The 20,380-nt window shown below is 58.4% G+C and carries 31 protein-coding genes; 29 read left to right on the top strand and 2 right to left on the bottom strand.

What is annotated here, in order from left to right; translation table 11 throughout:
* Positions 1 to 531 precede the first annotated feature (531 nt).
* Together H7A76_RS30480 and H7A76_RS30485 are read right to left on the bottom strand one after the other, a co-directional pair.
* Positions 532 to 1,050: a DUF4760 domain-containing protein gene (locus H7A76_RS30480; RefSeq protein WP_185701949.1), complete on the bottom strand. Its 519-nt coding sequence runs from the start codon at positions 1,048 to 1,050 to the stop codon at positions 532 to 534.
* 345 nt (positions 1,051 to 1,395) lie between these two features.
* Entirely contained in the window at positions 1,396 to 2,145 is a 750-nt protein-coding gene (locus H7A76_RS30485; protein ID WP_185701997.1) for a LexA family transcriptional regulator, read from the bottom strand.
* An 84-nt stretch (positions 2,146 to 2,229) separates the two neighbouring features.
* On the opposite strand from H7A76_RS30485, the gene H7A76_RS30490 reads away from it, so the two are divergent.
* The 29 genes from H7A76_RS30490 (at position 2,230) to H7A76_RS30630 (ending at position 20,323) form a co-directional block, all read left to right on the top strand.
* Positions 2,230 to 2,469 carry a hypothetical protein gene (locus H7A76_RS30490; protein WP_185701950.1) on the top strand — a complete coding sequence of 80 codons (240 nt, stop codon included), beginning with the start codon at positions 2,230 to 2,232 and terminating at the stop codon, positions 2,467 to 2,469.
* Between the two features lie 29 nt (positions 2,470 to 2,498).
* Positions 2,499 to 2,687 carry a hypothetical protein gene (locus H7A76_RS30495; RefSeq protein ID WP_185701951.1) on the top strand — a complete coding sequence of 63 codons (189 nt, stop codon included), beginning with the start codon at positions 2,499 to 2,501 and terminating at the stop codon, positions 2,685 to 2,687.
* A gap of 285 nt (positions 2,688 to 2,972) precedes the next feature.
* Positions 2,973 to 3,833 (top strand): replication protein, encoded by an 861-nt coding sequence (locus H7A76_RS30500; protein WP_185701952.1) that lies wholly within the window; start codon positions 2,973 to 2,975, stop codon positions 3,831 to 3,833.
* Complete coding sequence (locus H7A76_RS30505; protein WP_185701953.1) at positions 3,823 to 4,629, top strand: ATP-binding protein; 807 nt, start codon at positions 3,823 to 3,825, stop codon at positions 4,627 to 4,629. The genes H7A76_RS30500 and H7A76_RS30505 overlap by 11 nt, the downstream gene beginning before the upstream one ends.
* Positions 4,629 to 4,916 carry a hypothetical protein gene (locus H7A76_RS30510; RefSeq protein ID WP_185701954.1) on the top strand — a complete coding sequence of 96 codons (288 nt, stop codon included), beginning with the start codon at positions 4,629 to 4,631 and terminating at the stop codon, positions 4,914 to 4,916. The genes H7A76_RS30505 and H7A76_RS30510 overlap by 1 nt, the downstream gene beginning before the upstream one ends.
* A complete protein-coding gene (locus H7A76_RS30515; RefSeq protein WP_185701955.1) occupies positions 4,913 to 5,107 on the top strand; it encodes a hypothetical protein in 195 nt (64 codons plus the stop codon). Before H7A76_RS30510 ends, H7A76_RS30515 begins: the two co-directional genes overlap by 4 nt.
* Positions 5,104 to 5,331 carry a hypothetical protein gene (locus tag H7A76_RS30520; protein WP_185701956.1) on the top strand — a complete coding sequence of 76 codons (228 nt, stop codon included), beginning with the start codon at positions 5,104 to 5,106 and terminating at the stop codon, positions 5,329 to 5,331. Before H7A76_RS30515 ends, H7A76_RS30520 begins: the two co-directional genes overlap by 4 nt.
* Positions 5,328 to 5,939, top strand: a complete 612-nt coding sequence (locus H7A76_RS30525) for a hypothetical protein (protein ID WP_185701957.1) — start codon at positions 5,328 to 5,330, stop codon at positions 5,937 to 5,939. The genes H7A76_RS30520 and H7A76_RS30525 overlap by 4 nt, the downstream gene beginning before the upstream one ends.
* Positions 5,936 to 6,175, top strand: a complete 240-nt coding sequence (locus H7A76_RS30530; protein ID WP_185701958.1) for a hypothetical protein — start codon at positions 5,936 to 5,938, stop codon at positions 6,173 to 6,175. The genes H7A76_RS30525 and H7A76_RS30530 overlap by 4 nt, the downstream gene beginning before the upstream one ends.
* Positions 6,168 to 6,626: a recombination protein NinB gene (locus tag H7A76_RS30535; RefSeq protein WP_185701959.1), complete on the top strand. Its 459-nt coding sequence runs from the start codon at positions 6,168 to 6,170 to the stop codon at positions 6,624 to 6,626. Before H7A76_RS30530 ends, H7A76_RS30535 begins: the two co-directional genes overlap by 8 nt.
* A complete protein-coding gene (locus H7A76_RS30540) occupies positions 6,623 to 7,219 on the top strand; it encodes a recombination protein NinG (RefSeq protein WP_185701960.1) in 597 nt (198 codons plus the stop codon). Before H7A76_RS30535 ends, H7A76_RS30540 begins: the two co-directional genes overlap by 4 nt.
* A 166-nt stretch (positions 7,220 to 7,385) precedes the next feature.
* Positions 7,386 to 7,979: a hypothetical protein gene (locus H7A76_RS30545; protein WP_312026276.1), complete on the top strand. Its 594-nt coding sequence runs from the start codon at positions 7,386 to 7,388 to the stop codon at positions 7,977 to 7,979.
* 191 nt (positions 7,980 to 8,170) lie between these two features.
* A complete protein-coding gene (locus H7A76_RS30550; protein ID WP_185701961.1) occupies positions 8,171 to 8,485 on the top strand; it encodes a peptidase M48, Ste24p in 315 nt (104 codons plus the stop codon).
* Positions 8,485 to 8,748 carry a hypothetical protein gene (locus H7A76_RS30555; RefSeq protein ID WP_185701962.1) on the top strand — a complete coding sequence of 88 codons (264 nt, stop codon included), beginning with the start codon at positions 8,485 to 8,487 and terminating at the stop codon, positions 8,746 to 8,748. The genes H7A76_RS30550 and H7A76_RS30555 overlap by 1 nt, the downstream gene beginning before the upstream one ends.
* A gap of 49 nt (positions 8,749 to 8,797) precedes the next feature.
* Entirely contained in the window at positions 8,798 to 9,379 is a 582-nt protein-coding gene (locus tag H7A76_RS30560) for a terminase small subunit (RefSeq protein ID WP_185701963.1), read from the top strand.
* A 2-nt stretch (positions 9,380 to 9,381) separates the two neighbouring features.
* Positions 9,382 to 10,815, top strand: coding sequence for a phage terminase large subunit (terL, locus tag H7A76_RS30565; RefSeq protein WP_185701964.1), 1,434 nt, complete (start codon positions 9,382 to 9,384; stop codon positions 10,813 to 10,815).
* Complete coding sequence (locus tag H7A76_RS30570) at positions 10,812 to 12,290, top strand: DUF1073 domain-containing protein (RefSeq protein WP_185701965.1); 1,479 nt, start codon at positions 10,812 to 10,814, stop codon at positions 12,288 to 12,290. Before terL ends, H7A76_RS30570 begins: the two co-directional genes overlap by 4 nt.
* Positions 12,217 to 12,951 carry a phage minor head protein gene (locus H7A76_RS30575; protein WP_185701966.1) on the top strand — a complete coding sequence of 245 codons (735 nt, stop codon included), beginning with the start codon at positions 12,217 to 12,219 and terminating at the stop codon, positions 12,949 to 12,951. Before H7A76_RS30570 ends, H7A76_RS30575 begins: the two co-directional genes overlap by 74 nt.
* A gap of 5 nt (positions 12,952 to 12,956) precedes the next feature.
* Positions 12,957 to 14,237 (top strand): DUF2213 domain-containing protein, encoded by a 1,281-nt coding sequence (locus H7A76_RS30580; protein WP_185701967.1) that lies wholly within the window; start codon positions 12,957 to 12,959, stop codon positions 14,235 to 14,237.
* Positions 14,238 to 14,248: 11 nt separating this feature from the next.
* Complete coding sequence (locus tag H7A76_RS30585) at positions 14,249 to 14,743, top strand: hypothetical protein (protein ID WP_185701968.1); 495 nt, start codon at positions 14,249 to 14,251, stop codon at positions 14,741 to 14,743.
* A gap of 12 nt (positions 14,744 to 14,755) precedes the next feature.
* Complete coding sequence (locus tag H7A76_RS30590; RefSeq protein WP_185701969.1) at positions 14,756 to 15,754, top strand: DUF2184 domain-containing protein; 999 nt, start codon at positions 14,756 to 14,758, stop codon at positions 15,752 to 15,754.
* A gap of 10 nt (positions 15,755 to 15,764) precedes the next feature.
* Positions 15,765 to 16,034 carry a hypothetical protein gene (locus tag H7A76_RS30595; RefSeq protein WP_185701970.1) on the top strand — a complete coding sequence of 90 codons (270 nt, stop codon included), beginning with the start codon at positions 15,765 to 15,767 and terminating at the stop codon, positions 16,032 to 16,034.
* Between the two features lie 14 nt (positions 16,035 to 16,048).
* The gene (locus H7A76_RS30600) at positions 16,049 to 16,432 is read left to right on the top strand and encodes a DUF4054 domain-containing protein (protein ID WP_185701971.1); all 384 of its coding nucleotides are present in this window, start codon (positions 16,049 to 16,051) and stop codon (positions 16,430 to 16,432) included.
* Complete coding sequence (locus H7A76_RS30605; RefSeq protein ID WP_185701972.1) at positions 16,429 to 17,001, top strand: hypothetical protein; 573 nt, start codon at positions 16,429 to 16,431, stop codon at positions 16,999 to 17,001. The genes H7A76_RS30600 and H7A76_RS30605 overlap by 4 nt, the downstream gene beginning before the upstream one ends.
* Before the next feature lie 2 nt (positions 17,002 to 17,003).
* Positions 17,004 to 17,378 (top strand): hypothetical protein, encoded by a 375-nt coding sequence (locus tag H7A76_RS30610; RefSeq protein ID WP_185701973.1) that lies wholly within the window; start codon positions 17,004 to 17,006, stop codon positions 17,376 to 17,378.
* Positions 17,379 to 17,381: 3 nt separating this feature from the next.
* On the top strand, positions 17,382 to 17,933 hold the full coding sequence (locus H7A76_RS30615) for an LIC_12616 family protein (protein ID WP_185701974.1): 552 nt from the start codon (positions 17,382 to 17,384) through the stop codon (positions 17,931 to 17,933).
* Between the two features lie 17 nt (positions 17,934 to 17,950).
* Positions 17,951 to 19,429, top strand: coding sequence for a DUF3383 domain-containing protein (locus H7A76_RS30620; protein ID WP_185701975.1), 1,479 nt, complete (start codon positions 17,951 to 17,953; stop codon positions 19,427 to 19,429).
* A gap of 16 nt (positions 19,430 to 19,445) precedes the next feature.
* The gene (locus tag H7A76_RS30625) at positions 19,446 to 19,886 is read left to right on the top strand and encodes a phage structural protein (protein WP_185701976.1); all 441 of its coding nucleotides are present in this window, start codon (positions 19,446 to 19,448) and stop codon (positions 19,884 to 19,886) included.
* Positions 19,886 to 20,323 carry a phage tail assembly chaperone gene (locus H7A76_RS30630; protein WP_185701977.1) on the top strand — a complete coding sequence of 146 codons (438 nt, stop codon included), beginning with the start codon at positions 19,886 to 19,888 and terminating at the stop codon, positions 20,321 to 20,323. The genes H7A76_RS30625 and H7A76_RS30630 overlap by 1 nt, the downstream gene beginning before the upstream one ends.
* Positions 20,324 to 20,380 lie beyond the last annotated feature (57 nt).

Below are 20,380 nucleotides of genomic sequence, written 5' to 3' on the forward strand. Positions count from 1 at the left end.
TGGCTTTCGAATGCCTCCCGGGGTTGGAGAGGCATTTGTAAAACCAGGAAGAGGAGTGAATCAGCACCCCTCTAGCTGTCTTGCGCCTTGGGGTTCGGCACTACTGGTGCGGTAGCCCCCATTCTTGTTGTTAAGCAGTCCGCGGCTCTTCCCGACTGCACTCTTGTTCTTGCACGGATCTAAGCTGCTCCGGCCGGGTCGAGGCGCGATCACTGATCGCTTTTACCCGTGGGTCGAATTGAGGCTCGACCTCGCTAAACCTTTTGCTGATAGGGTCTTTTCAGGCCCTCAGAAGCAGTGTTTGCTGCTTCGATGGACAAAATATGTACCAATGGTTCACATTGGTCAAGTACCAAAAGTACATATTTTTCTTGAGGGCACAAAAAAGCCCGCGCTAGGCGGGCTCATGAATTGGTCAAGCTGGAAGGGGTGATGGTGTCAGGACCGGCTAGGGCGACTCTGTAGCGGGTTCAGAGCCGGATCGGAGTGGTAGGGCAGATACAAGAAGCCCGGCGCTGGGCCGGGCTAGGTTCATTTTTTCAGTACCGCCAGTGGTTTTCTCTTCCACCTTTTTGCAGCACGCTCAAGGCACTGGTAGTAGGTTGGCCTCTGCTCCAACTCTCTTACAGCCTCAATATATGCTCGTGCTTGATTGAAGGTTTTGATCACGGTGTTGTAGTTGGCTTCTCTCAGCATTTTTTCATCATAGATGCCCTGTCTAAGCCCTACGAATACCCGCTCCCAATGGTTGAGTACGTAGCGAATTTGGTTGGCATCCTCAGAATTTTTTTTGTCTTCTTTTGTCAGCGCTCTCATATTTGCGTCATCAGAATTGTGAAGTCGCTGGAGGCATTTGTACCCATCGCTCAGCTTCTCGTCTGACCTGGTACCAAAAAGCAGATCTGCAGTCTGTTTTTTTCTGGCAGTGTTCCTTGCGCTGATTACCGAAGCAATAGCGACAACCACGCCAGTCATTATCAAGAACCCACGAAAGCCCTTGCTTCCAAAAAGCTCAGTCAGCCATCCCCAAAAACTTAAAACCAATTCCATATATGTCTTTCTCCAGGCATAAAAAAGGAGGCCGGAGCCTCCTTTTTGGAGCTACATTGAGAGCATCAATGGGTTAGAACCCTTCGTATTCGTCTCGGATAGTATTCATATTCATAGCTTCCTCATCTCCCTAGTGGTGCTTCTGGATCGAATTGCCAAAATGGCTTTTCGCTTGTTGATACCCGCGTCCTGCGGCTTACCTTCAAGATTTTGACATCGTAACCAATGCTTTGTTCGCGGGTTACTCGGTCCTTGTGCGCTTTTAATAGCATTCAGATTCGCGGTGGACCAATTGATTTATCCTATTTGCTTAATCGAGCATGAGAGCATCAACCGAGGAATTCTCTAAAGTATCCCACCACGCCAGACCACGCGCCCGATGATCCTGACCTCGTTGATGTCCTCATCACTCAAGGTCTGGTCGCCGTACTTCGTCTTGTCCGGGTTGTCGCTTCGAATGAGCCAGCCGTCGAAATCCGACTGGATCAGGCGCTTGACGATAGTGCCCTTGGCCTCGCTGTACATCGCGAAAATCTGGCCGTCTTTTGGCTCGATCTTGGATCTGTCGATCAGCAGCACGTCGCCACTGCTGATTGTGGGCTCCATGCTATTGCCGTTCGCATAGATCACATCCAGGTGCTTAGGATTCAGCCTATTCAGGCGAAGCCACTCCGATTTGAACGCCAGAATACCCCGGATCTCGACGTGCGTGTTTTCCTCGCCATCGCCAGCCGCAGCTCGAGCTGTGTGCTGATTGATACCGGTGTAGGAAGGATCACTAGGAAGGTCAAAATAACGAAATGATAGCGAGTCATCCTGAGGCGTCGGGATGGGGTCAGGTGTCTTGCTATCAGTCATTGAACCTCGGCCGTACTCGAGCCATTCAACACGCACAGATAAAGCCTTGGCGAGGGCGAGCATTTTTGCTCCCCCCGGCATTGACTCTCCATTCATCCATTTGCTGGATGCCTTTGGAGTAACTCCAGCCATTTTGGCTAGGCGAGCACCAGCCCCCCATTCTGCAAGGCCGTTAGACGCTAGAGCTTCTTTTAGGCGAGCAGCGAAAGCCTTTCTAATTTCTTCGATCTGAACCATAGGTTCAATATCGCATGCGCTTGCATGTACTTTCAGTTCCGACATAATATGTACTTACAGTTCATATTTAGATTGGAGGCCCAGATGCAGGCACTCAAGAAGGCAATCGAAGACGCAGGCGGTGTTGCCGCTGTTGCGCTCGCTTGCGGGAAAACGCCGCGCGCCATCTACAAGTGGCTTGCTTCTGGCTGTCTTCCGCGAACCGAGTACACCGGCGAAACCAAGTACGCAGCAAAAATCGCCTCTCTGGCTAAGGCCAAGGGGAAGGGATTCAAGGCGGCACGACTTCTCGCTGATGCCGCGCCGTCCAAATCCGCCGCTTAACCATTTCTGAAACCAGGAGCAATCCACGCATGTATGCAAACCCCAAACACCTGCATGACCGCGAGATCAAGGTCCGGGTCGATGAGGACACCTTTGAACTGATTCAGGCCTTGGCCAAGTTCCACCGCACACAGCGCGCTGTTCTATGCCGTGAACTGCTCGAGGCGCAACTGGCTGCTTTGACTTCCGAGAATAACGGCGATCAGTACGTGGCCTGAAGGCCCGAAGGAGGGCCTATGCCGACTGAAGAGGTCGGGTTGGATCAGGAGCTGATGGAGCAGCTAGAGCAGGAAGCGGAGAGAAGGGGGGTTACCCCTGAAGCCCTTGCCGCTGATTTGATTCGAAGGGAACTGGCCAACCGTACAAAACCCCGCAATCCAAGGGGGACGGTAACACCGTTTCAAAGGAGGGCCTGAGCAGGCCCTGATAAGCCCGGAGGCCGGGCACAAAAAAGCCGACGGGCAAGGTCGGCTGATTCGATAACGCTGTAAGCGAGAGAAATCATGACAAACATCGTCCCATTACGCAATACCGGGGGGTTTACCCGGATGGACAATCAGTTGATGGATGGCCTTATGGCTATCAACCTGTCCGCTCGCGAGATGAAGATCGTGCTGTACGTGGCCAAGGCTACGTTGAACTTCAATGAGGGCGCACAGCGCATTCCAGCCACGGCAATTGCTAAGGCTACCCATATCCACCCTGACACTGTTTCAAAGGCCATCTCGGGCCTGCTGCGACGTCGTGTGCTGTTCCGTGATGGCGGAGCCCGCGGCGATATTGGTCTGTGCGACCCGAAAGAATGGGTATTCGTTGAAGATCCGAAACAGGCCAAATCGTCTGATTCGGCTCAAATCGTCCGAATCGGATCTATTGCGAAACAGACCAAAACAGCCGACTCCCTTCTTTATTCCAAGAATAAAACCCCCTATGTAAATCTTCCTTCGGAAGATATTACATCCCCCCCCAAGGTTCAGGGCGAGCTGCCCGTTGAGCCGAAACCTGATCGTAAGGCTCCGTTCGGACTGGCCCAATTGCTGGCCGACAATCCGCACCAGGTGCCTGAGCAACTCCTCGCCGACTGGCTGGCCCAGCGCAAGGCCAAGAAGGCCGCGGTAACCCTGACGGTCTGGTCGACCGTGAACACCGAACTGGCCAAGTGTGCCGATGCCGGAATCTCGGCATCGACCGCCATCACCGAGGCGCTGTCCGCTGGCTGGCAGGGGTTCAAAGCATCCTGGGTGATCAATCGCGTTCGTGACAACCGTCAGCAACCGGCCATGCAATCCCGCCATCACGGATTGCATCAGATTGACCACGCCGCTGGACGCATCCAGAACGAGGATGGTTCGTATGACTTCTAACCCTCTAAACCTCGAAGTGTGCGACATCGAGCGGCGCCTTGGAGTCATCGCGAAGCAGCCTGGAAACTGCGATAAGCACGGTCAGTTCGCCGTGATCATCCGCAAGCAGGGGCAGAGTGGCTGCCCTGATTGCGCCCAGGAAGCCCGTGATGCTCAGGAGCTGATCGACCAACAGGCCACCCAGGAGCGCATCGCTGCTAGCCGTCTGGAGCGCAAGCTGGGTGCATCGCTGATCCCTCGCCGGTTCATGGATAAGACCTTCGCCAATTACCGCGCCGAGACCGATAACCAGCGCCACAACCTGGCCCGCTGCAAGCAGTACGCCGAGCAGTTCCGCCAGCACCGCGCTGACGGCCGCTGCATCGTGATGACCGGAACCCCTGGCACTGGAAAGACCCATCTGGCCGCGGCCACCGCTGGCGCAATCATGCTCCGCACTGGGATGACCGCTGTCTATCGCACCGTCGCCGGGATGCTGCAGTACATCAAGGGCAGCTACGGCAACAACGCTGAGTACACCGAGGCCCAGGCTTTCGCGAGTTTGGTCGAGCCCGATCTGCTGATCATCGATGAGGTCGGCGCTACCAAGCCAAGCGAGTTCGAGCTGGCAACCCTGTTCAACGTCATCAACGGACGCTACGAAGACCAGCGCCCAACCATAGTGATCTCCAACCTGGACTTTGACCGACTCGGCGAGGTGCTTGGTGATCGTTCTGTGGACCGTCTGCGCGAGGGCAGGGGAATTGGCCTCGTCTTCAAGGGCGAGTCTGAGCGCCTACGCAAGGAGGGTTTCTGATGGACACCAACAAGATGCGCGAGCAGTTCGAGCAGTGGGCCAAGGATCGATACAGCTGGCACCTGCATGACGATGCACGAGATCCAGAAGACCGGACCCTGGCCAGCTGGAATGGCGAGATCTACGGCAATCGGATTGTTGAGGGAATGTGGCAGTCATGGCAAGCCTCCCGCGAGGCCGTGGAGATCGAACTGCCAGAGCTTGAGCGTCCAACAGCTGACGGAATGGGCGCGCTATTCGCATGCAAGAGAGCCATCGAGGCCCAGGGCCTGAGGGTAAAGCCATGAGCCGATATCCATACACAGAGGCCTACGACGCCCTGCGCGCTCTCACCGAATGGAAGCCAGGCCAAGGGGTTACCTTCAGCCGCTCTGAGGCTGCCCAGGTGTGTCAGTACATCGCTGATGCGCTCGGCATGGACAAAGAAGAACTGGTCAAGAGGATTGCCGATTATCGAGCGCTGGAGGCTGGGATATGAGCGTATGTCCGAAATGTTTAGGCCAAGAAATAGTGGTTGCTTTCGTACCAGCCAACGCACTGATCAACCATTCCGGCCGCACCAAGATCGAAACAGAATTCGTAACCTCCAGCCAATACGAGTTTTTCTGGCAGCACAAAGCGGCAAAGGATCATCTGAAAAAGCACTGCAGAACTTGCCAATTTTCATGGCGCCAAGCCACTGCTGACGAGGTGAAGCCATGACCATCGACAAAGAGAAGCTGAAGGCGTTGGCTGAGCGCGCCATTGCCAACAACCATCCTGGTGGCGGCGGCAACCCTTTCCCTGCTCTTGCCGTTCGCGCAGCCGATGTCCTGACCCTGCTCGCGGAGATCGAGCGGCTGGAAGTCGACAACGGCAGCATGCGCGGCAGCACCAAGCGCATGGGCGAGGACGCATCCAGGGCGCAGAAGCAGGCCCGCAAGACTCTGCGCGAGATCGACCAGCTCAAAGCCGAGAACGGGTCTCTGGCTGCAAAAATCGAGTGCTTCGACGAAGGCATGCGCGCCATTGCTTCGACTCTTGGCGCTGGTGGCTACAACGCTGAATACCTCAGCGCAGCCGATCTTGTGGAAAAGGTACGCTGGGGAGTTGATCACCTCTGCGATGTGCATGAGCGCCGGCTGGGGGATGCCAAGGCCGAGAACGAGGCGCTGCGCAAGGATGCAGAGCGGTACCGGTGGCTTCGCGATCGATGCGGGATTGTTGAGTACAAGGTGATTGCCGGATCTATCGGACCTGGAATGCTGCCGTCGGGTGAGAAGCTGGAGATGGCCATCGATGCGGTCATGAGCAAGGGAGAGCAGCCATGACAGGTATGGCCAAAAGCGTGTTCAACATGCTGGAAAAGGTTTTCTCCGCTGAGATCGAAGGTCGTCTGCCATTTCAGACCAAATCCAAGTTGGCCAAGGAGATGGAAGAGTTTGGATATCTGGAGTTCGGTAGTGAGCGCATGGGTATCGTTACCGTGTCCGGCTACTACCTGACTCACGCCGGCCGCCTGGCGTACTGCGAACAGTGCCGCGATGTGGAGGTGACCCATGGCTGAGAAGATCCGCATCAACCAGATCAGCGACCTTGCTGAGCTGCAGGCCGCGATCCGCAAGAAGGGCTTCCCCTGCAATGTGGCGATCACCGGTGCAGGACGCAGCCTTCCTCAGAACGCTTTGTTCCATAAGTGGTGTGAGGAGATCGCCCAGTTCTTCGTGCGCATGGGCAAGACGACCTTCGCGACTGGCGCTGCGATGAACGCGGAGCACGTCAAGCGCAACCTGAAGCAGACGTTCCTGGGCGAGGAGGTGATCCGTGACATCAACCTCAAGACAGGCGAAGTCACTGAGCGCCACGAGCTTCGCCATACCAGCGAGCTGGACAAGGGCGCCATGCACGCCTTCATGACCTGCGTGGATATGTGGGCCAACGAGCACGGAATTTACCTCTCGCACCCTGAGGACAGTGAGTACATGAAGATGCGGATCGACTTCGGGGAGGCAGCATGATCGCCAAGCAGCGAAAGCCCAAGAAGTGCCGTGTCCCAGAGTGCGGGGCCTCATTCGTCCCTGCGCGCCTGGGTCAGGCTGTATGCAGCCCGGCGTGCGCGATTCTGGACGCTCCGAAGAACCAGGAGAAGGCCCGCAAGGCCCTGGCCCAGGTCGAGCGCTCCGAGATCAAGGTCCGCAAGGAGAAGCTGAAGAGCAGAGCGGGTCACTTGCGTGAAGCCCAGGCCGCGGTGAATGAGTACGTACGCCTGCGTGACGCACACCTGCCGTGCATCAGCTGCGACTCAATGCCGAACGACAGCGACCTCATGACCGGCAGCCGCTGGGACGCCGGCCACTACCGATCCGTGGGCGCCTGCCCGGAGCTGCGCTTCGAGCCGCTGAACATCCACCGGCAGTGCGTGAAGTGCAACCGGAACCTCTCCGGGAATGCCGTCGAGTACCGCATCCGATTGGTTCAGCGGATCGGCGCTGAGAAGGTGGCTTGGTTGGAAGGCCTGCACGCTCCGTGCAAGTACACAGTGGAAGAGATCAAAGCCATCAAGACAAAATTCCGCGCAATGATCAGAGAACTCAAGAGGGCAGTGGCATGACTGAAAACGGATGTGGAAAGCGCTGCCCAGACTGCGGCGAACCAATGACCAATCTTCCAAGCCTGAACATGCGCCAGTGCGCCACCGGCTGCAAAGAACGCTTCGACTGGCATCTAGATCAGGGCCAGAAATCACTACTCGGTTCCAATCGCCAGAGGGCCAAGCAATGATGAAACTCAACTCGGCCCGGATGGCCTGGCATGACAGCCTCTACACTCGGCGCGATAGCCAGGGTGCAGTGCTCCAGGAGATGGGCTTGCTAGGTCGACTGGTGCAGAAGACTGATCGCATGACGAACGCAGCACACGCTGCGCACCAGGCTATTGCAGGCCGGGTGCAGCAGGCCATGGATACTCTTCCGCCTCACCTCAAGGCATTCGGTAATCACATGTACAGCCCTATGGCCACTGATGACGACAAGGAGCAGGCAGAGGAGGCCCTATTCAGGGTCGCTTATGCGATGGGCCCGCGGATGTACTCCAAGAAGTTCGAAAAGGCCCGTTATGTGGCTGCCGGGGTTCTTCATCGCTATCGCCGCATGCACCAGGGTGGCCAGAGCGAAGGTGTTGATCCATGCCCTAACCCTGAAGCATTCAGAGGATGGCTTCTGAAAGAGCACGGTATTGAACTTGATAGCTGCGCGTGGGCCCGCGAATGGGATGAGTTCATCACTGCATGCTTCAACGCCTGCAATGACCTGGACAAAGCCGCATTGGTGCCCGTATCCCAAGCCATGAAAATCATGAAAGAGGCAGCGTAAAACAGTTTCGTTATAACGTATTGACAAAATGCACGGCTGGCAGTAACTTTTCCCCATCGTTAGAGTTTTGCCTACGGCAACCTCTCCAGAAACCCGGCCAAGCGTCGGGTTTTTTATTGCCCAAATTCCTGGTGCTGCTCTAGCTGCGCTTTGCCCGTTCACACCGGGCCTTTTATTCCCCGGAGACTCCAATGGCAGAACCAGCCAGTTCTACTGCTATCGGTGTGCTGCTGGTGAAGTACGGTGTATTCCTTGGCGCCTTTGGTGGCGCAATCCTGTCGCTGACATTCTTGCAGGGACTCACCCGCAAGCAAGCCATTGCGGCGTTCTTCACTGGCTTCGCATCAGCAGTTTTCTGTACTCCCCTGGCTATTAGCTTCTTCAAGCTCGAGCCTGGTGGTGAAACTCAATACGGCGTTGCATTCCTGATCGGCCTGTTGGCTATGAACATCATCCCAGGCTTGAAAGCCTTGGCAGGAAAGTTTGGCGCTACAGGAGCTGTCTAATGAACAACTTCCTGAGCTCTGCGCTTACTGCCGCAGATGCCTTTCTGTGTGTGCTTGTTGTGATCGCTGCATGTGACTACTTACGCAAGGTTCGCCCGATCGATCAGCCGCTGCTCAGTGCAGCTTTCTACATGGTCGCCATCGGTGCATTTGGCGCGTTCGTCACTGCTATCCAGGGCCACTGGGTAAACCCGTTCGGCGTGATGCTTCACGCTGGGGTGGTTGCCTATGCCTGGGCGCGCAGGGCTCACGTATTTGGCTGAAGCGCGCCACAAAACAGACAAGTGCCATTTTGTGGCGCGAGGAAATCATATGGCGCTGACACCCAAACAGCAGCGCTTTGTCGATGAGTACCTGATCGACCTGAATGGAACGCAGGCTGCGATCCGTGCCGGGTATAGCGAGAGGACTGCCAGACAGATCGCTGACCAGAACATGTCAAAACTTGTCATCAAGGCTGAGATACAGAAGCGCATGAAGTCGAGATCGGAGCGCACCGAGATCACTCAGGACATGGTGCTGCGAGAGCTTGCCAAGATCGGTTTCAGCGACATCCGCAAGGTAGTTCGCTGGGGCGAGACGATGGTTCGCATGGTCGACTCCGATGGCGAGGGTCCGGATGACATGGTTCCGTACCATGGCCTGGCCCTGATCGATTCGACCGAGGTAGACGACGACACTGCTGCCGCCATTGCTGAGGTATCCCAAGGTCGTGACGGCCTGAAGGTCAAGTTGCACGACAAGAAGGGCGCCCTGGTCGATATCGGTCGCCACCTCGGCATGTTCAAGGACAAGGTAGAAATGAGCGGGCCCAACGGTGCACCGCTCCTTGCCGCAACGCTTTCAGATGATCAGCTGGAGAGGCTTGCGAGGAAGATCAACGACGAGGTGTAGCGATGACCGCCGCAGCAGAAGAGCGCTACGCGGCGATCCAGCTAGCTCGGGCTGACTTCTACTTCTTCTCCCGCTGGATGTTCCTGCAGCGTAAGGGCTTCAAGTGGATGCGTGCGCCGCATCACAAGATGGTCTGCGATGCGCTGATGCGTGTTTTCCGTGGCGAGTGCAAGCGGCTGGTGATCAACATCCCGCCGCGCTACTCCAAGACGGAGCTGGCGGTGATCAACTGGATGTCCTGGTGTCTGGGCAAGGTTCCCGACGCCGAGTTCATCCATACCAGCTACGCGGCCCAGCTGGCATCGAACAACGCCTGGCAGGCCCGCGAGATGGTCGCCCATGAGGCGTATCGCGAGATCTTCCCTGAAACTCAGCTTCGCTCGGACAGTTCGGCCAAGCATGAATGGCGGACCACCCAGAACGGCATCGTTTACGCGACCGGCTCAGGCGGCACCATCACCGGCTACGGCGCGGGCAAGCACAGGCCGGGCTTTGGCGGCGCGATCATCATCGACGACCCGCACAAGGCCGACGAAGCGAACAGCGACGTGATCCGCCAGGGCGTGTTGGACTGGTTCCAGAACACCCTTGAGTCGCGGAAGAACGACCCGCACAACACGCCGATCATCGTGATCATGCAGCGGTTGCACGAGAAGGACCTGGCCGGCTGGTTGCTGGGTGGCGGCAACGGCGAGGAATGGGAGCTGCTGTCCCTATCTGCGCTGGACGAATCCACGGGCCAGCCACTGTGGCCAGAGAAGCACACAGTCGAGATGCTCGAGAAGATGCGGGCAGCTAACCCCTATGTGTTCTCCGGCCAGTACCAGCAGCGGCCCAGCCCGCTCGGTGGCGGGATCATCAAGGGCGCCTGGATGCAGCGTTATAAGCAGCTGCCGGTGCTCAACTATCGCAAGATCTTCGCGGACACCGCGCAGAAGACCAAAGAACACAACGACTACAGCGTTTTCGAATGCTGGGGTCAGGGAGAGGATGGGAAGGCCTACCTGCTGGACATGATCCGCGGGAAGTGGGAAGCACCAGAGCTTAAACGGCGTGCCGTGGAGTTCTGGAACAAGCACCTTGCTTTCGACACTCACCAGTTCGGCTCGCTTCGGGCGATGGCGGTCGAGGACAAGGCCAGTGGCACAGGCCTAATCCAAGACATCCGCCTCACCTGCAGTATCCCGATCCTCCCCATCGAGCGCCAGAAGGACAAGCTGACGCGCGTTCTCGACGTTGTCGGGTACATCGAGGCCGGCAGGGTCTGCATCCCAGAGGACGCGCCATTCACCAGTGACTTCGTTGCTGAGTGCGAGGCATTCACCCCGAACGATACGCACGCGCACGACGACCAGATCGATCCTATGTGCGATGCAATCAACGACATGGTTGCCTCGGGCAACGCCATTGAAGTCTGGAGAAGGTTGGCAGGATGAGCAAAAAACATCAGATCAAGGCGCGAGCCGCACAAGTAGCTGCCGAGACTGATGCTGCGCGCAAATCCTTCATGACTGGCGACAGCTTCGAGAACTTCGCCGCGCGCGTAGGGCTTCAAGCGAACAATCAGAACGCCGCATCGCATTACACCTTCGACCTGGTCAGCCGCAACCGCGTGCAGATGGAAGCGGTGTACCGCTCCAGCTGGATCGCCGGCATGGCGGTCGACCTAGTGGCCCAGGACATGACCCGTGCCGGCATCGAGATCATCTCGGACATGGACCCCGAGGAGAAGGACAAGCTGAACCAGGCAATGGAGCGCCTGCAGATCTGGAACAGCCTGTGCGACAACGTGAAATGGTCCAGGCTCTACGGCGGCTCCATCGCTGTAATGCTGATCGACGGACAGAACGTCAGTACCCCGCTCAGGCTCGACTCAATTGCTAAGGGTCAGTTCAAGGGCCTTTTGGTCCTAGACCGCTGGGTTATTCAGCCGTCGCTGGAGGATCTGGTCACAGAATACGGCCCACACCTGGGCAAGCCCAGATTCTACACCGTTTTGGCTGACGCTCAGGCACTGGTCAACCAGAAGATTCACTACTCCCGGGTAATTCGCCTTGAGGGTGTTCAGCTCCCATATTGGCAGCGAATTGCCGAAAACGGATGGGGTCAGTCGGTATTGGAGCGCTTATGGGATCGATTGATCGCGTTCGATAGCGTCTGCTCTGGTGCGGCCCAGCTGGTCTACAAGGCCCACCTGCGCACTTACAAGGTCGAAAAGCTCCGCGAGCTAATCGCCATGGGCGGCAAGGCCTTCGAAGCGTTCGTGAAGCAGATGGAGATGATCCGCCTATACCAATCGAACGAAGGCATGACCGTCATGGATGCCTCGGACGAATTCGAGACGCATCAATACAGCTTCTCTGGGCTTGCGGAAATAAAGCTCAGCTTCGGCGAGGACATCTCAGGGGCCTTACAGACACCTTTGGTGCGACTTTTTGGGCAATCACCAGGAGGGCTCAACGGCTCCGGTGACAGCGAACTACGCACTTATTACGACAATGTGGCCGCATGGCAGGACCGAGACCTTAGACCCGGAACTACCACATTGCTTGAGGTGGTTTCTCGTTCTGAGCTGGGCAAACCAATGGGAGATGGCTGGGACTTTAAGTTCGTTCCTCTGTGGCAGCTCACCGACACCGAGAAGGCCGAGATCGGCGCCAAGGACACCAACTCGGTAGTCCAGGCATTCGATTCCGGAATTGTCAGCCGCGTGACTGCCCTGAAAGAGTTGCGCCAGTCCAGCCAAACCACCGGCCTCTGGTCGAACATCACCGACGAGGACATCAAGGAAGCGGAGAACGATCCGCCGCCTGGTGTCGAAGGCCTGGAATTGCCGAATGCGAACCCTGGACCGAAAGAAACGCCGAAACCCGGTGAGAACGAGCCGGGCGGAGCGAGAGTACCAGCGTAGCCTGACCCAGGTTGCCCGGCAGGTTGGCGCGATCATCAACGGCTTCCCGCCAGGTGATCCCGCCGCTGACCCGACCATCACGCAGATCCTGCGCCGGTATTCGGACCTGCTCAACGACTGGGCGGTATCCACGGCCAGCCGGATGATCGCCGACGTCAACCAGGATGACCGGAAAGCCTGGGCGCAGCGATCGTCGGAGATGTCCAAGGCCTTGCGCGACGAGATCCTGAATGCCGACACAGGGGCCGCCATGCGCGGCCTGCTGGCTGAGCAGGTGACGCTCATCAAGAGCATCCCTATCGAGGCCGCACAGCGCGTGCATGACCTTACCCTGAAGGGCATCGAGGACGGCACCAGAGCTAACGAGGTTGCCAAGGAGATTCGCCGATCTGGCGAGGTTGCCGAGAGTCGCGCCCAGTTGATCGCGCGGACCGAGGTGTCCCGCACCGCCGCCACGCTCACGGAGGCGCGCGCGAAGGCGACCGGCAGCACTGGCTACATTTGGCGGACATCCCACGACGGCGACGTGCGCTCATCGCACAAGGCCATGGAAGGGAAGTTCGTGTACTGGAGCGACCCGCCAACGCTAGACAAGCTGACCGGCCACGCCGGATGCCTACCCAACTGCAGGTGCTGGCCAGAGCCAGTCATTCCAGAGTGAAAACCATGAAAGCACGTACCCAGGACGAGGCCGGGCGCTGGTTCGCGCCTGAGCGCTTGAGTGCACGGCAGAGCGTCACCCCTGAAGGGTTTCTGCTGTGCGAGGCCGTTCCCATCGCCCGCATCGGCACGCTGCTCTACGACGAGAGCGAGCTGGTCAACGAAGACGGACCGCTGATTGAGGGCGGCTCTGGAGGTCTAGTCACCATCGAGCGTAACGCCGACGAGGTGTTCCGTCCCGAGACCATAGCAAGCTTCGAGGGTAAGCCGGTCACCCTGGCCCATCCCGAAGATTTCGTGAACCCCAGCAACTGGCGCGAGCTGAGTATGGGGATCACTCAGAACGTCCGCCGCGGCGAAGGGGTCGAGAACGACCTGATGTTGGCCGACCTGCTGATAACCGACGCCCAGGCCATCGAGGACGTCCGCAACGGCCTGCGGCAGGTGTCCTGCGGCTATGACGCCGAATACGAACAACTGGCAGTCGGTCGCGGCCGCCAGACAAACATCGTGGGAAACCACGTCGCACTGGTAGAGCGTGGCCGCTGTGGTCCGCGATGCGCAATCGGAGACTCCGACACCATGAGCAAGAAACAGAAACGCAGCTTCGCCGATCGCATCCGCGCGGCGTTCATGTCCAAGGATGCCGAAGCGGCCGAGGCCCTGGCCAAGGAAGCGGAAACCGCGGACGAGGAAGAGGAAGAAGAGGGCAACGGCAAAGCCAAGACCGGCGATGCTGCGACCCTCGACGCCATCCTCAAGGCCGTCAATGCCCTCGGCGCCCGCGTTGGCGACATGGAAGGCAAGATGGACGAGCTGACCAAGGACGACGACGAGGAAGACGAGGCCAAGACCAAGGATACCGTCCTGGAGGCCGAGGAAGCCGAGTCGAACAGTGAGGCCTCTGGCAAGACCTACACTGGCGACGCCGCCCTGCTGACCGACCTGCGCTCCCGAGCCGAGATCCTGGCCCCGGGCATCACGTTCGCCACCCGCGACGCCAAGGTGAAGACCAGCGACCACATCTGCGCATGCCAGCGCCAAGCGTTGGGCAAGGCCATGGACACCGAAGGCGGCAAAGCCATTGTCGAACCGTTCCTGATGGGACGTGCGCTGGACAAGATGACCGCCGACCAGGTGTCCGCCGCGTTCGCTGGTGCCAGTGAGCTGGCCAAGCGCAGTAACAACAGTCAGGGCGTTCGCGTAACTGCCAACACAAAGGACTTCGGTCGCACCCGGTCGATCTCTGAAATCAACAATGCCAACCAGGCCTTCTGGAAAAAGTAAGGGGATACCCGATGAGCAACGCATTTCTCTACCGCATGCCGGCGGGCATCCCTGGTGATGTGACCCGTGCCAGCCAGTCCACCATCGAGCCGGTGATGCTGAACCCATCCCTGCCGTTCTCCGGCTTCGGCCTGTTCGGCAAGATCGTCAGCGACAAGTTCGTGCCGTTCGGTGCCGGTGACACTGCTGGCGCCGAGTACGGCCTGCTGGTCCGCCCGTACCCAATCACCGGTGGCTCCGGCTCCGATCCGCTGGGTACTTCGACCCCGCCAACCAGGGGCATAGCAGATGTCCTGCGCCGCGGTTACACGACCGTGAAGCTGAATGCTGGCACCGCGGCCAAAGACGGCACCGTCTACGTACGTGTTGCCGCTGCAGCAGCCGGCAAGCCCATCGGCGGCATCGAAGCGGCGGCGGACAGCACCAACACAGTGGCCATCACCACTGCAACTTTCATGGGCGCTGCTGATGCATCTGGCAACGTCGAAATTGCCTACAACATCTAAGGGGAACGCTCGATGAGCAATCTGATTCTGCCGCGCTCGATCAAGCGCGCCCACACCCGCGACTCGATGATGACCTTCGATGCGCAGACAATCGATTCCACCGGTGTCTTCCTGATCGGCGAGCTGGAGCGTCTGGACCAGAACCTGCACGGCCCACTGGCCTCGGTGACCTGGTCGCGCGACATCATGCTGCGCGAAGACGTATCCATCGCTGATGAAGTTTCCAGCTTCACCAACAGCACCTTCGCCGCTGTCGGTGGTACAAGCCCAACCGGTAAGGCATGGATCGGCAAGGACTCCAGCTCGATCGCCTCGCTGGCGCTGGACATCGGCAAGACCGCCAGCCCGCTGACCCTGTGGGGTATGGAACTGTCGTGGACCCTCCCTGAACTGGCCTCTGCGCAACAGTTGGGCCGCCCGGTCGACTCGCAGAAGTTCACTGGCATGCAGCTCAAGCACAACATGGACATCGACGAGATGGTCTATGTGGGCGACTCGGACCTCAGCGTCACCGGGCTGGTCAATGCGGCCTCGGTCACCAACGTCAGTAACGCCATCACTGGTAGCTGGGCCACCGCAACCCCAGCACAGATCCTGGCAGACGTGAACGATCTGCTGAACAGCGTATGGGCTGCTTCGGGCTTCGCCATCTGTCCGCGCGAACTGCGCCTGCCGCCAGTGGCCTACAGCCAACTGGTCAGCCGCATCGTCTCCGACGCCGGTAACATCTCGGTGCTGGAGTTCCTGCGCGTCAACAGCCTGTCGAACTCCATCAACGGTACCCCGCTGAACATCCAGCCGCTGAAGTGGCTGACCAACCGTGGCGTGAGCAACGCCAACCGCATGATGGCGTACACAAACGAGCAGGACCGCGTCCGCTTCCCGATGGTGCCGCTGCAGCGTACCCCCCTGGAATATCGCGGCATCCGCCAGATCACTACCTACTACGGCCGCCTGGGCGTAACGGAAGTGGTCTACCCGGAAACCATCGGCTACCGCGACGGCATCTGAGGGCTTCATCATGGCAAAGCGCAATGTGATCAAGCCCTTCAAGCTGAACACCGCTGACGGTGTGATCGACTTCGCGGCAGGCACCCAGGTGATCGATGACAAACACATCGATCACTGGTTCGTCCAGGCCCACCTGGAGCCAGAAATCGTCGACGAAAGCGAAGAGGAAGAGAAGAAGCGCCTCATCGCTGAGCTGTCAGCCAAGGGCATTAACGTCGGCGGCAACATCAAACTCGAAACCCTGCGCGAGCGAGTGGCCAAGGCCAACGCTGACGCCTGATACAGGACGGGACCATGGATGCAGCTAAGTTCCGCGAGGACTTCCCCGAGTTTTCCGATACCACCAAGTACCCGGATTCTGCGGTGAATCTCTGGATGGGCTTGGCCATCAATGTCCTGCCGCCTGATCGGTGGTGCGACTACCTAAACATCGGCATTGAGCTGTTCGTGGCTCACAACCTGACCGTCGCCGCTGGCAACCAGCAGACCGCTGCAGCTGGTGGTACTGGCGGCCAGGTGAAGGGTCCAGTAAACAGCAAGTCGGTGGACAAGGTCAGTGTGAGCTACGACAGCGGTGCGGTGTCGCTCGAGGACGGCGGGTTCTTTAACCTGACCACCTATGGCATCCAACTACTACAGTTGGCCAGGATGATCGGCACCGGAGGGTTCCAGCTATGAGCCTGAAGGTGACCAAGGACAACGTCGCGAGCGTGTTGCATGCCATCCAGAAGCTGGCAGGCCAGGAGGTTCTGGTCGGCATCCCGGCGACTGAAGCCGAGCGAAACGATGACGAGGCGGGCGCCCCACTCAACAACGCGCAGATCGGCTACATCCATGAATACGGCTCACCCAAGGCCAACATCCCGGCGCGGCCCTTCCTGGAGCCTGGGGTGGAGGAGCAGCGAGCCAGCATCACCAATCACCTGCAGACAGCGGCCAAGGCGGCTTTGAATGGCCAGGGCGAAAAGGTGGAATTGTCGCTTAATGCGGCCGGCCTGATCGCCTCAACCGGTGCACGCAACAAGCTCAACTCTGGCGAGTTCGCGCCGCTGTCGCCCAGCACCATCCGCAACCGGTACAAGGCCCGCGGCACCAAGTCGATGCGGGCCTCGGAAAAGCGCTACCTGGAACTGATCGCCTCGGGCTCTGCGCCCGAGGAGGCCCAGGATGAGGCCGGCATTCAGCCGCTGGTCAATACCGGCCAGCTGCGCAACTCAATAACCTACGTCATCCGCAAGAAGGAATAGCCATGGCCCTGCTCGATGTCACAGAGGTCCTGCTTGATCCGGACTTCATGGACATGGGCCTGGTCTGCAAGCGCTCCACTCAATCAGTAGGCGACAACGGTCGAGCGACCAACGCCGTGACCGCTACGCCTTTTGCTGGCGTGGTAACCAGCGACAAGGGCGACATCCTTGAGCGCATTGCCGGCGGAGAGCGCAAGAAAGGCTCCATCACCATCCATACCATGTTCCGCCTCACGGCCGGCGACGGCGACGATGTCATCGCTGACATCGTGACCTGGCAGGGGCGGGATTACACCGTGGCCAACGTCAACGACTACAGCCACTTCGGGCGCGGCTTCGTGGCCGCCTCTTGCGATCTCAAACCTCTGGCGGGATGACCCATGGCGAACACCTCAGCAACCGGTGGCTATCTGGCGCCGGAAGGCGCGCCTACGCCTACCGATGAGTCGCTCGAAGATACCCTGCAAGCAATGGTTTCCGGGATCACTAGCATTCCTGGGAAGTACGTGCGGCCTCGCTGGCAGCCTGGAAACCCAAAGCAGCCAGAGCCAAGCGTCGATTGGTGCGCGATCGGCGTGATGTCGACCAGGCAGGACGCCAACTCAGCCATCGACCACATCGGAATCGAAGACGGCCACGACAAGTACCAACGCCATCAGGAAATCATCCTGCTGGCCACGTTCTACGGCCCAAATGCCCAGGCGTACGGCCAGATACTCAGCGACGGCATGTATGTCCCTCAGAACAGCGAAATGCTTCGCTCCAAGGACATGGCATTCGTCGAGGCCGGCGATTTGATCGCTGCGCCTGAACTGGTGAACCAGCAATGGGTTCGCCGCTACGACCTGCGCATTCGCCTGCGCCGGAAGATCACCCGCACCTACCAGGTGCTCAACATCCTGTCCGCTGATACCCCAATCATCACCGGCTGACTCCATTGGAGAACTCAATGCAAACTCTCGCCGTTTCGGACGTGGTGAGCGTCCAGATCGTCATGTCTCCAAAGGCGGCAGCCACCCGGGATTTCGGCGCTTTGCTGATTCTGGGCGCTTCGCCTGTGGTTGATGTAACCGAACGAATTCGTCAGTACTCGAACCTGGATGGTGTTGTGTCGGACTTTGGCAACACCGCCCCTGAGTACCTGGCCGCCAACCTTTACTACAGTCAGTCGCCTCAGCCGGAAACCCTTTTTGTAGGGCGCTGGGCTAAGACCGCAACGTCGGCGTTGCTCAAGGGCGGCGCGCTATCGGCTGAACAGCAGGAGATCGCAAACTTCACCGCCATCACCACCGGTGCGATGAAAATCACCATCGACGGCACTGAAAAGAGCCTGACTGCAATGGATTTTTCGGGGGTAACGAACCTGAACGGCGTGGCGTCGATCGTGAACACCAAGCTGTCGACGGCAGGCACCTGCGTTTGGAATGCCACGTTCAGCCGCTTCGAAGTCACGAGCGCAACCACTGGCACAACCTCGACCATCAGCTACGCATCCGCTCCGGCGTCCGGAGTAGATGTATCGGCCCTACTTGGCCTTAACAGCACTCTTGCATCTGCGCCTGTAAATGGCGTTGCCGCTGAGTCTCTGCTGGACGCAGTTACCACTCTGGCCGGGATGTCGAATGCCTGGTATGGCCTGCAGGTGGCCGATACATCGATTTCCGCTGATGACGTGTTGGCTGTTGCGGCCTTCATCGAAGGCTCAGGGCAGTCTCGAATCTTCGGGTACACCACACAGAACCCACAGACTCTGGACGGATCGATCACTACTGACATCGCCTCGAAGCTTAAGGCCGCCAACTACAAGCGTACCTTTACCCAGTTTTCGAGCTCCAGCCCATACGCCACTGCGTCGATCTTCGGCCGGGCGTTCACTGTTAACTTCCAGGGCAACAACACCACCATCACCCTGAAGTTCAAGCAGGAGCCAGGCGTTACTGCCGAGAGCCTGAACGCGACCCAGGCTGCAGCCCTGAAGGCGAAGAACTGCAATGTCTTCGTCAACTACGACAACGACACCGCGATCATTCAAGAAGGCGTGATGGCTAACGGGTACTTCTTCGACGAGGTACACGGCCTGGACTGGTTGCAGAACGACGTTCAAACCGCAGTGTGGAACGTGCTGTACACGGGCCCCAAGACCCCTCAAACGGATAGGGGCATGAATCGGCTCGTTACCACCGTCAACAGCAGGCATGAACAGGGGGTAGTAAACGGACTCATTGCTCCAGGACAGTGGAATGGCCCCTCATTTGGCGCATTGACTACTGGCCAGTTCCTTTCGACTGGCTATTACACCTATGCGCCTCCAGTAGCCTCTCAGTCCCAGGCGGACCGTGAGGCGCGCAAGTCCACAGTGCTTCAGTCGGCGGTAAAGCTGGCTGGTGCAGTTCACTTCGCCGACGTAATTATCAACGTCAACCGCTGATCGGAGCTGATCACCCATGGCAACCTATTCGTTCCTCGATGTAAACGCTACGCTGGTGGGCGCCGGGGCTGTGCTCGACTTGGGCTCAGGATCCGCGAACGCTGAAGAGGGCATCTCGATCGTCGCAGCTGGCGACAAGAACACCATGACCATCGGTGCGGATGGTGAAGGCATGCATTCGTTGCACGCCGACAAGTCCGGTCAGGTCACAGTGCGCCTGCTGAAGACCTCGCCCAAGAACGCCCAGTTGATGGCGCTCTACGATGCTCAGTCGCTGAGCTCATCCCTATGGGGACAGAACCTGATCACCATCACCAACTCCTCGAGCGGCGACACCACGGTGGCCAGGTCCTGCGCCTTCAAGAAGCGCCCTGACCTGAACTACCGCAAAGACGGCGACATCGTTGAATGGGTGTTTGACGCCGTGAAAATCGATGGCCTGCTGGGGACTTACTGATGAGCGAGTTCCAACTCAATGACATTACCTACAAGATCGGCAAGTTGTCGGTCTTCGATCAATGGCATCTGTCTCGCAAGGTTGCACCGATCATTCCAACCCTGATCCCTGTGTTCATGACGCTGCAGAAGTCGAGCGGCGAGAACCCGTTAAGTGGTGATCTGGCCGGAATGGCAGAACTGATCACCCCTTTCGCTGAGGGCATCGCGAACATGGACAACGAGTCGTCGGAGTTCATCCTGTCGACATGTCTTGGCGCCGTCCAGCGCAAGCAGGGCGATTCCTGGGCGCCGATCTGGAGCAACCGCGGCGCGGTCTGCATGTTCGATGATATCGACCTTGGTTCGATGATTCAGATGTGCTTCCGGGTGATCAAGGAATCCCTTGGCCCTTTTTTCAAAGGGATGCTTACCGGCCAGAGTACTCCCCAGGCGTAACGTTTGAAGTGGCCAGCCTCCCAGGCGGTGAAGACTGGCTACTGCTCCCAGTTATGG

This window comes from Pseudomonas sp. MSSRFD41, from assembly GCF_014230245.1.
In the GTDB taxonomy this organism is placed as follows: domain Bacteria; phylum Pseudomonadota; class Gammaproteobacteria; order Pseudomonadales; family Pseudomonadaceae; genus Aquipseudomonas; species Aquipseudomonas piscis.

Excerpts from the sequence above, each read along its gene's own strand:
- H7A76_RS30480 (WP_185701949.1), bottom strand. The coding sequence starts at position 1,050 with ATGGAATTGGTTTTAAGTTTTTGGGGATGGCTGACTGAGCTTTTTGGA.
- H7A76_RS30485 (WP_185701997.1), bottom strand. The coding sequence starts at position 2,145 with ATGGTTCAGATCGAAGAAATTAGAAAGGCTTTCGCTGCTCGCCTAAAA.
- H7A76_RS30490 (WP_185701950.1), top strand. The coding sequence starts at position 2,230 with ATGCAGGCACTCAAGAAGGCAATCGAAGACGCAGGCGGTGTTGCCGCT.
- H7A76_RS30495 (WP_185701951.1), top strand. The coding sequence starts at position 2,499 with ATGTATGCAAACCCCAAACACCTGCATGACCGCGAGATCAAGGTCCGG.
- H7A76_RS30500 (WP_185701952.1), top strand. The coding sequence starts at position 2,973 with ATGACAAACATCGTCCCATTACGCAATACCGGGGGGTTTACCCGGATG.
- H7A76_RS30505 (WP_185701953.1), top strand. The coding sequence starts at position 3,823 with ATGACTTCTAACCCTCTAAACCTCGAAGTGTGCGACATCGAGCGGCGC.
- H7A76_RS30510 (WP_185701954.1), top strand. The coding sequence starts at position 4,629 with ATGGACACCAACAAGATGCGCGAGCAGTTCGAGCAGTGGGCCAAGGAT.
- H7A76_RS30515 (WP_185701955.1), top strand. The coding sequence starts at position 4,913 with ATGAGCCGATATCCATACACAGAGGCCTACGACGCCCTGCGCGCTCTC.
- H7A76_RS30520 (WP_185701956.1), top strand. The coding sequence starts at position 5,104 with ATGAGCGTATGTCCGAAATGTTTAGGCCAAGAAATAGTGGTTGCTTTC.
- H7A76_RS30525 (WP_185701957.1), top strand. The coding sequence starts at position 5,328 with ATGACCATCGACAAAGAGAAGCTGAAGGCGTTGGCTGAGCGCGCCATT.
- H7A76_RS30530 (WP_185701958.1), top strand. The coding sequence starts at position 5,936 with ATGACAGGTATGGCCAAAAGCGTGTTCAACATGCTGGAAAAGGTTTTC.
- H7A76_RS30535 (WP_185701959.1), top strand. The coding sequence starts at position 6,168 with ATGGCTGAGAAGATCCGCATCAACCAGATCAGCGACCTTGCTGAGCTG.
- H7A76_RS30540 (WP_185701960.1), top strand. The coding sequence starts at position 6,623 with ATGATCGCCAAGCAGCGAAAGCCCAAGAAGTGCCGTGTCCCAGAGTGC.
- H7A76_RS30545 (WP_312026276.1), top strand. The coding sequence starts at position 7,386 with ATGATGAAACTCAACTCGGCCCGGATGGCCTGGCATGACAGCCTCTAC.
- H7A76_RS30550 (WP_185701961.1), top strand. The coding sequence starts at position 8,171 with ATGGCAGAACCAGCCAGTTCTACTGCTATCGGTGTGCTGCTGGTGAAG.
- H7A76_RS30555 (WP_185701962.1), top strand. The coding sequence starts at position 8,485 with ATGAACAACTTCCTGAGCTCTGCGCTTACTGCCGCAGATGCCTTTCTG.
- H7A76_RS30560 (WP_185701963.1), top strand. The coding sequence starts at position 8,798 with ATGGCGCTGACACCCAAACAGCAGCGCTTTGTCGATGAGTACCTGATC.
- terL (WP_185701964.1), top strand. The coding sequence starts at position 9,382 with ATGACCGCCGCAGCAGAAGAGCGCTACGCGGCGATCCAGCTAGCTCGG.
- H7A76_RS30570 (WP_185701965.1), top strand. The coding sequence starts at position 10,812 with ATGAGCAAAAAACATCAGATCAAGGCGCGAGCCGCACAAGTAGCTGCC.
- H7A76_RS30575 (WP_185701966.1), top strand. The coding sequence starts at position 12,217 with ATGCGAACCCTGGACCGAAAGAAACGCCGAAACCCGGTGAGAACGAGC.
- H7A76_RS30580 (WP_185701967.1), top strand. The coding sequence starts at position 12,957 with ATGAAAGCACGTACCCAGGACGAGGCCGGGCGCTGGTTCGCGCCTGAG.
- H7A76_RS30585 (WP_185701968.1), top strand. The coding sequence starts at position 14,249 with ATGAGCAACGCATTTCTCTACCGCATGCCGGCGGGCATCCCTGGTGAT.
- H7A76_RS30590 (WP_185701969.1), top strand. The coding sequence starts at position 14,756 with ATGAGCAATCTGATTCTGCCGCGCTCGATCAAGCGCGCCCACACCCGC.
- H7A76_RS30595 (WP_185701970.1), top strand. The coding sequence starts at position 15,765 with ATGGCAAAGCGCAATGTGATCAAGCCCTTCAAGCTGAACACCGCTGAC.
- H7A76_RS30600 (WP_185701971.1), top strand. The coding sequence starts at position 16,049 with ATGGATGCAGCTAAGTTCCGCGAGGACTTCCCCGAGTTTTCCGATACC.
- H7A76_RS30605 (WP_185701972.1), top strand. The coding sequence starts at position 16,429 with ATGAGCCTGAAGGTGACCAAGGACAACGTCGCGAGCGTGTTGCATGCC.
- H7A76_RS30610 (WP_185701973.1), top strand. The coding sequence starts at position 17,004 with ATGGCCCTGCTCGATGTCACAGAGGTCCTGCTTGATCCGGACTTCATG.
- H7A76_RS30615 (WP_185701974.1), top strand. The coding sequence starts at position 17,382 with ATGGCGAACACCTCAGCAACCGGTGGCTATCTGGCGCCGGAAGGCGCG.
- H7A76_RS30620 (WP_185701975.1), top strand. The coding sequence starts at position 17,951 with ATGCAAACTCTCGCCGTTTCGGACGTGGTGAGCGTCCAGATCGTCATG.
- H7A76_RS30625 (WP_185701976.1), top strand. The coding sequence starts at position 19,446 with ATGGCAACCTATTCGTTCCTCGATGTAAACGCTACGCTGGTGGGCGCC.
- H7A76_RS30630 (WP_185701977.1), top strand. The coding sequence starts at position 19,886 with ATGAGCGAGTTCCAACTCAATGACATTACCTACAAGATCGGCAAGTTG.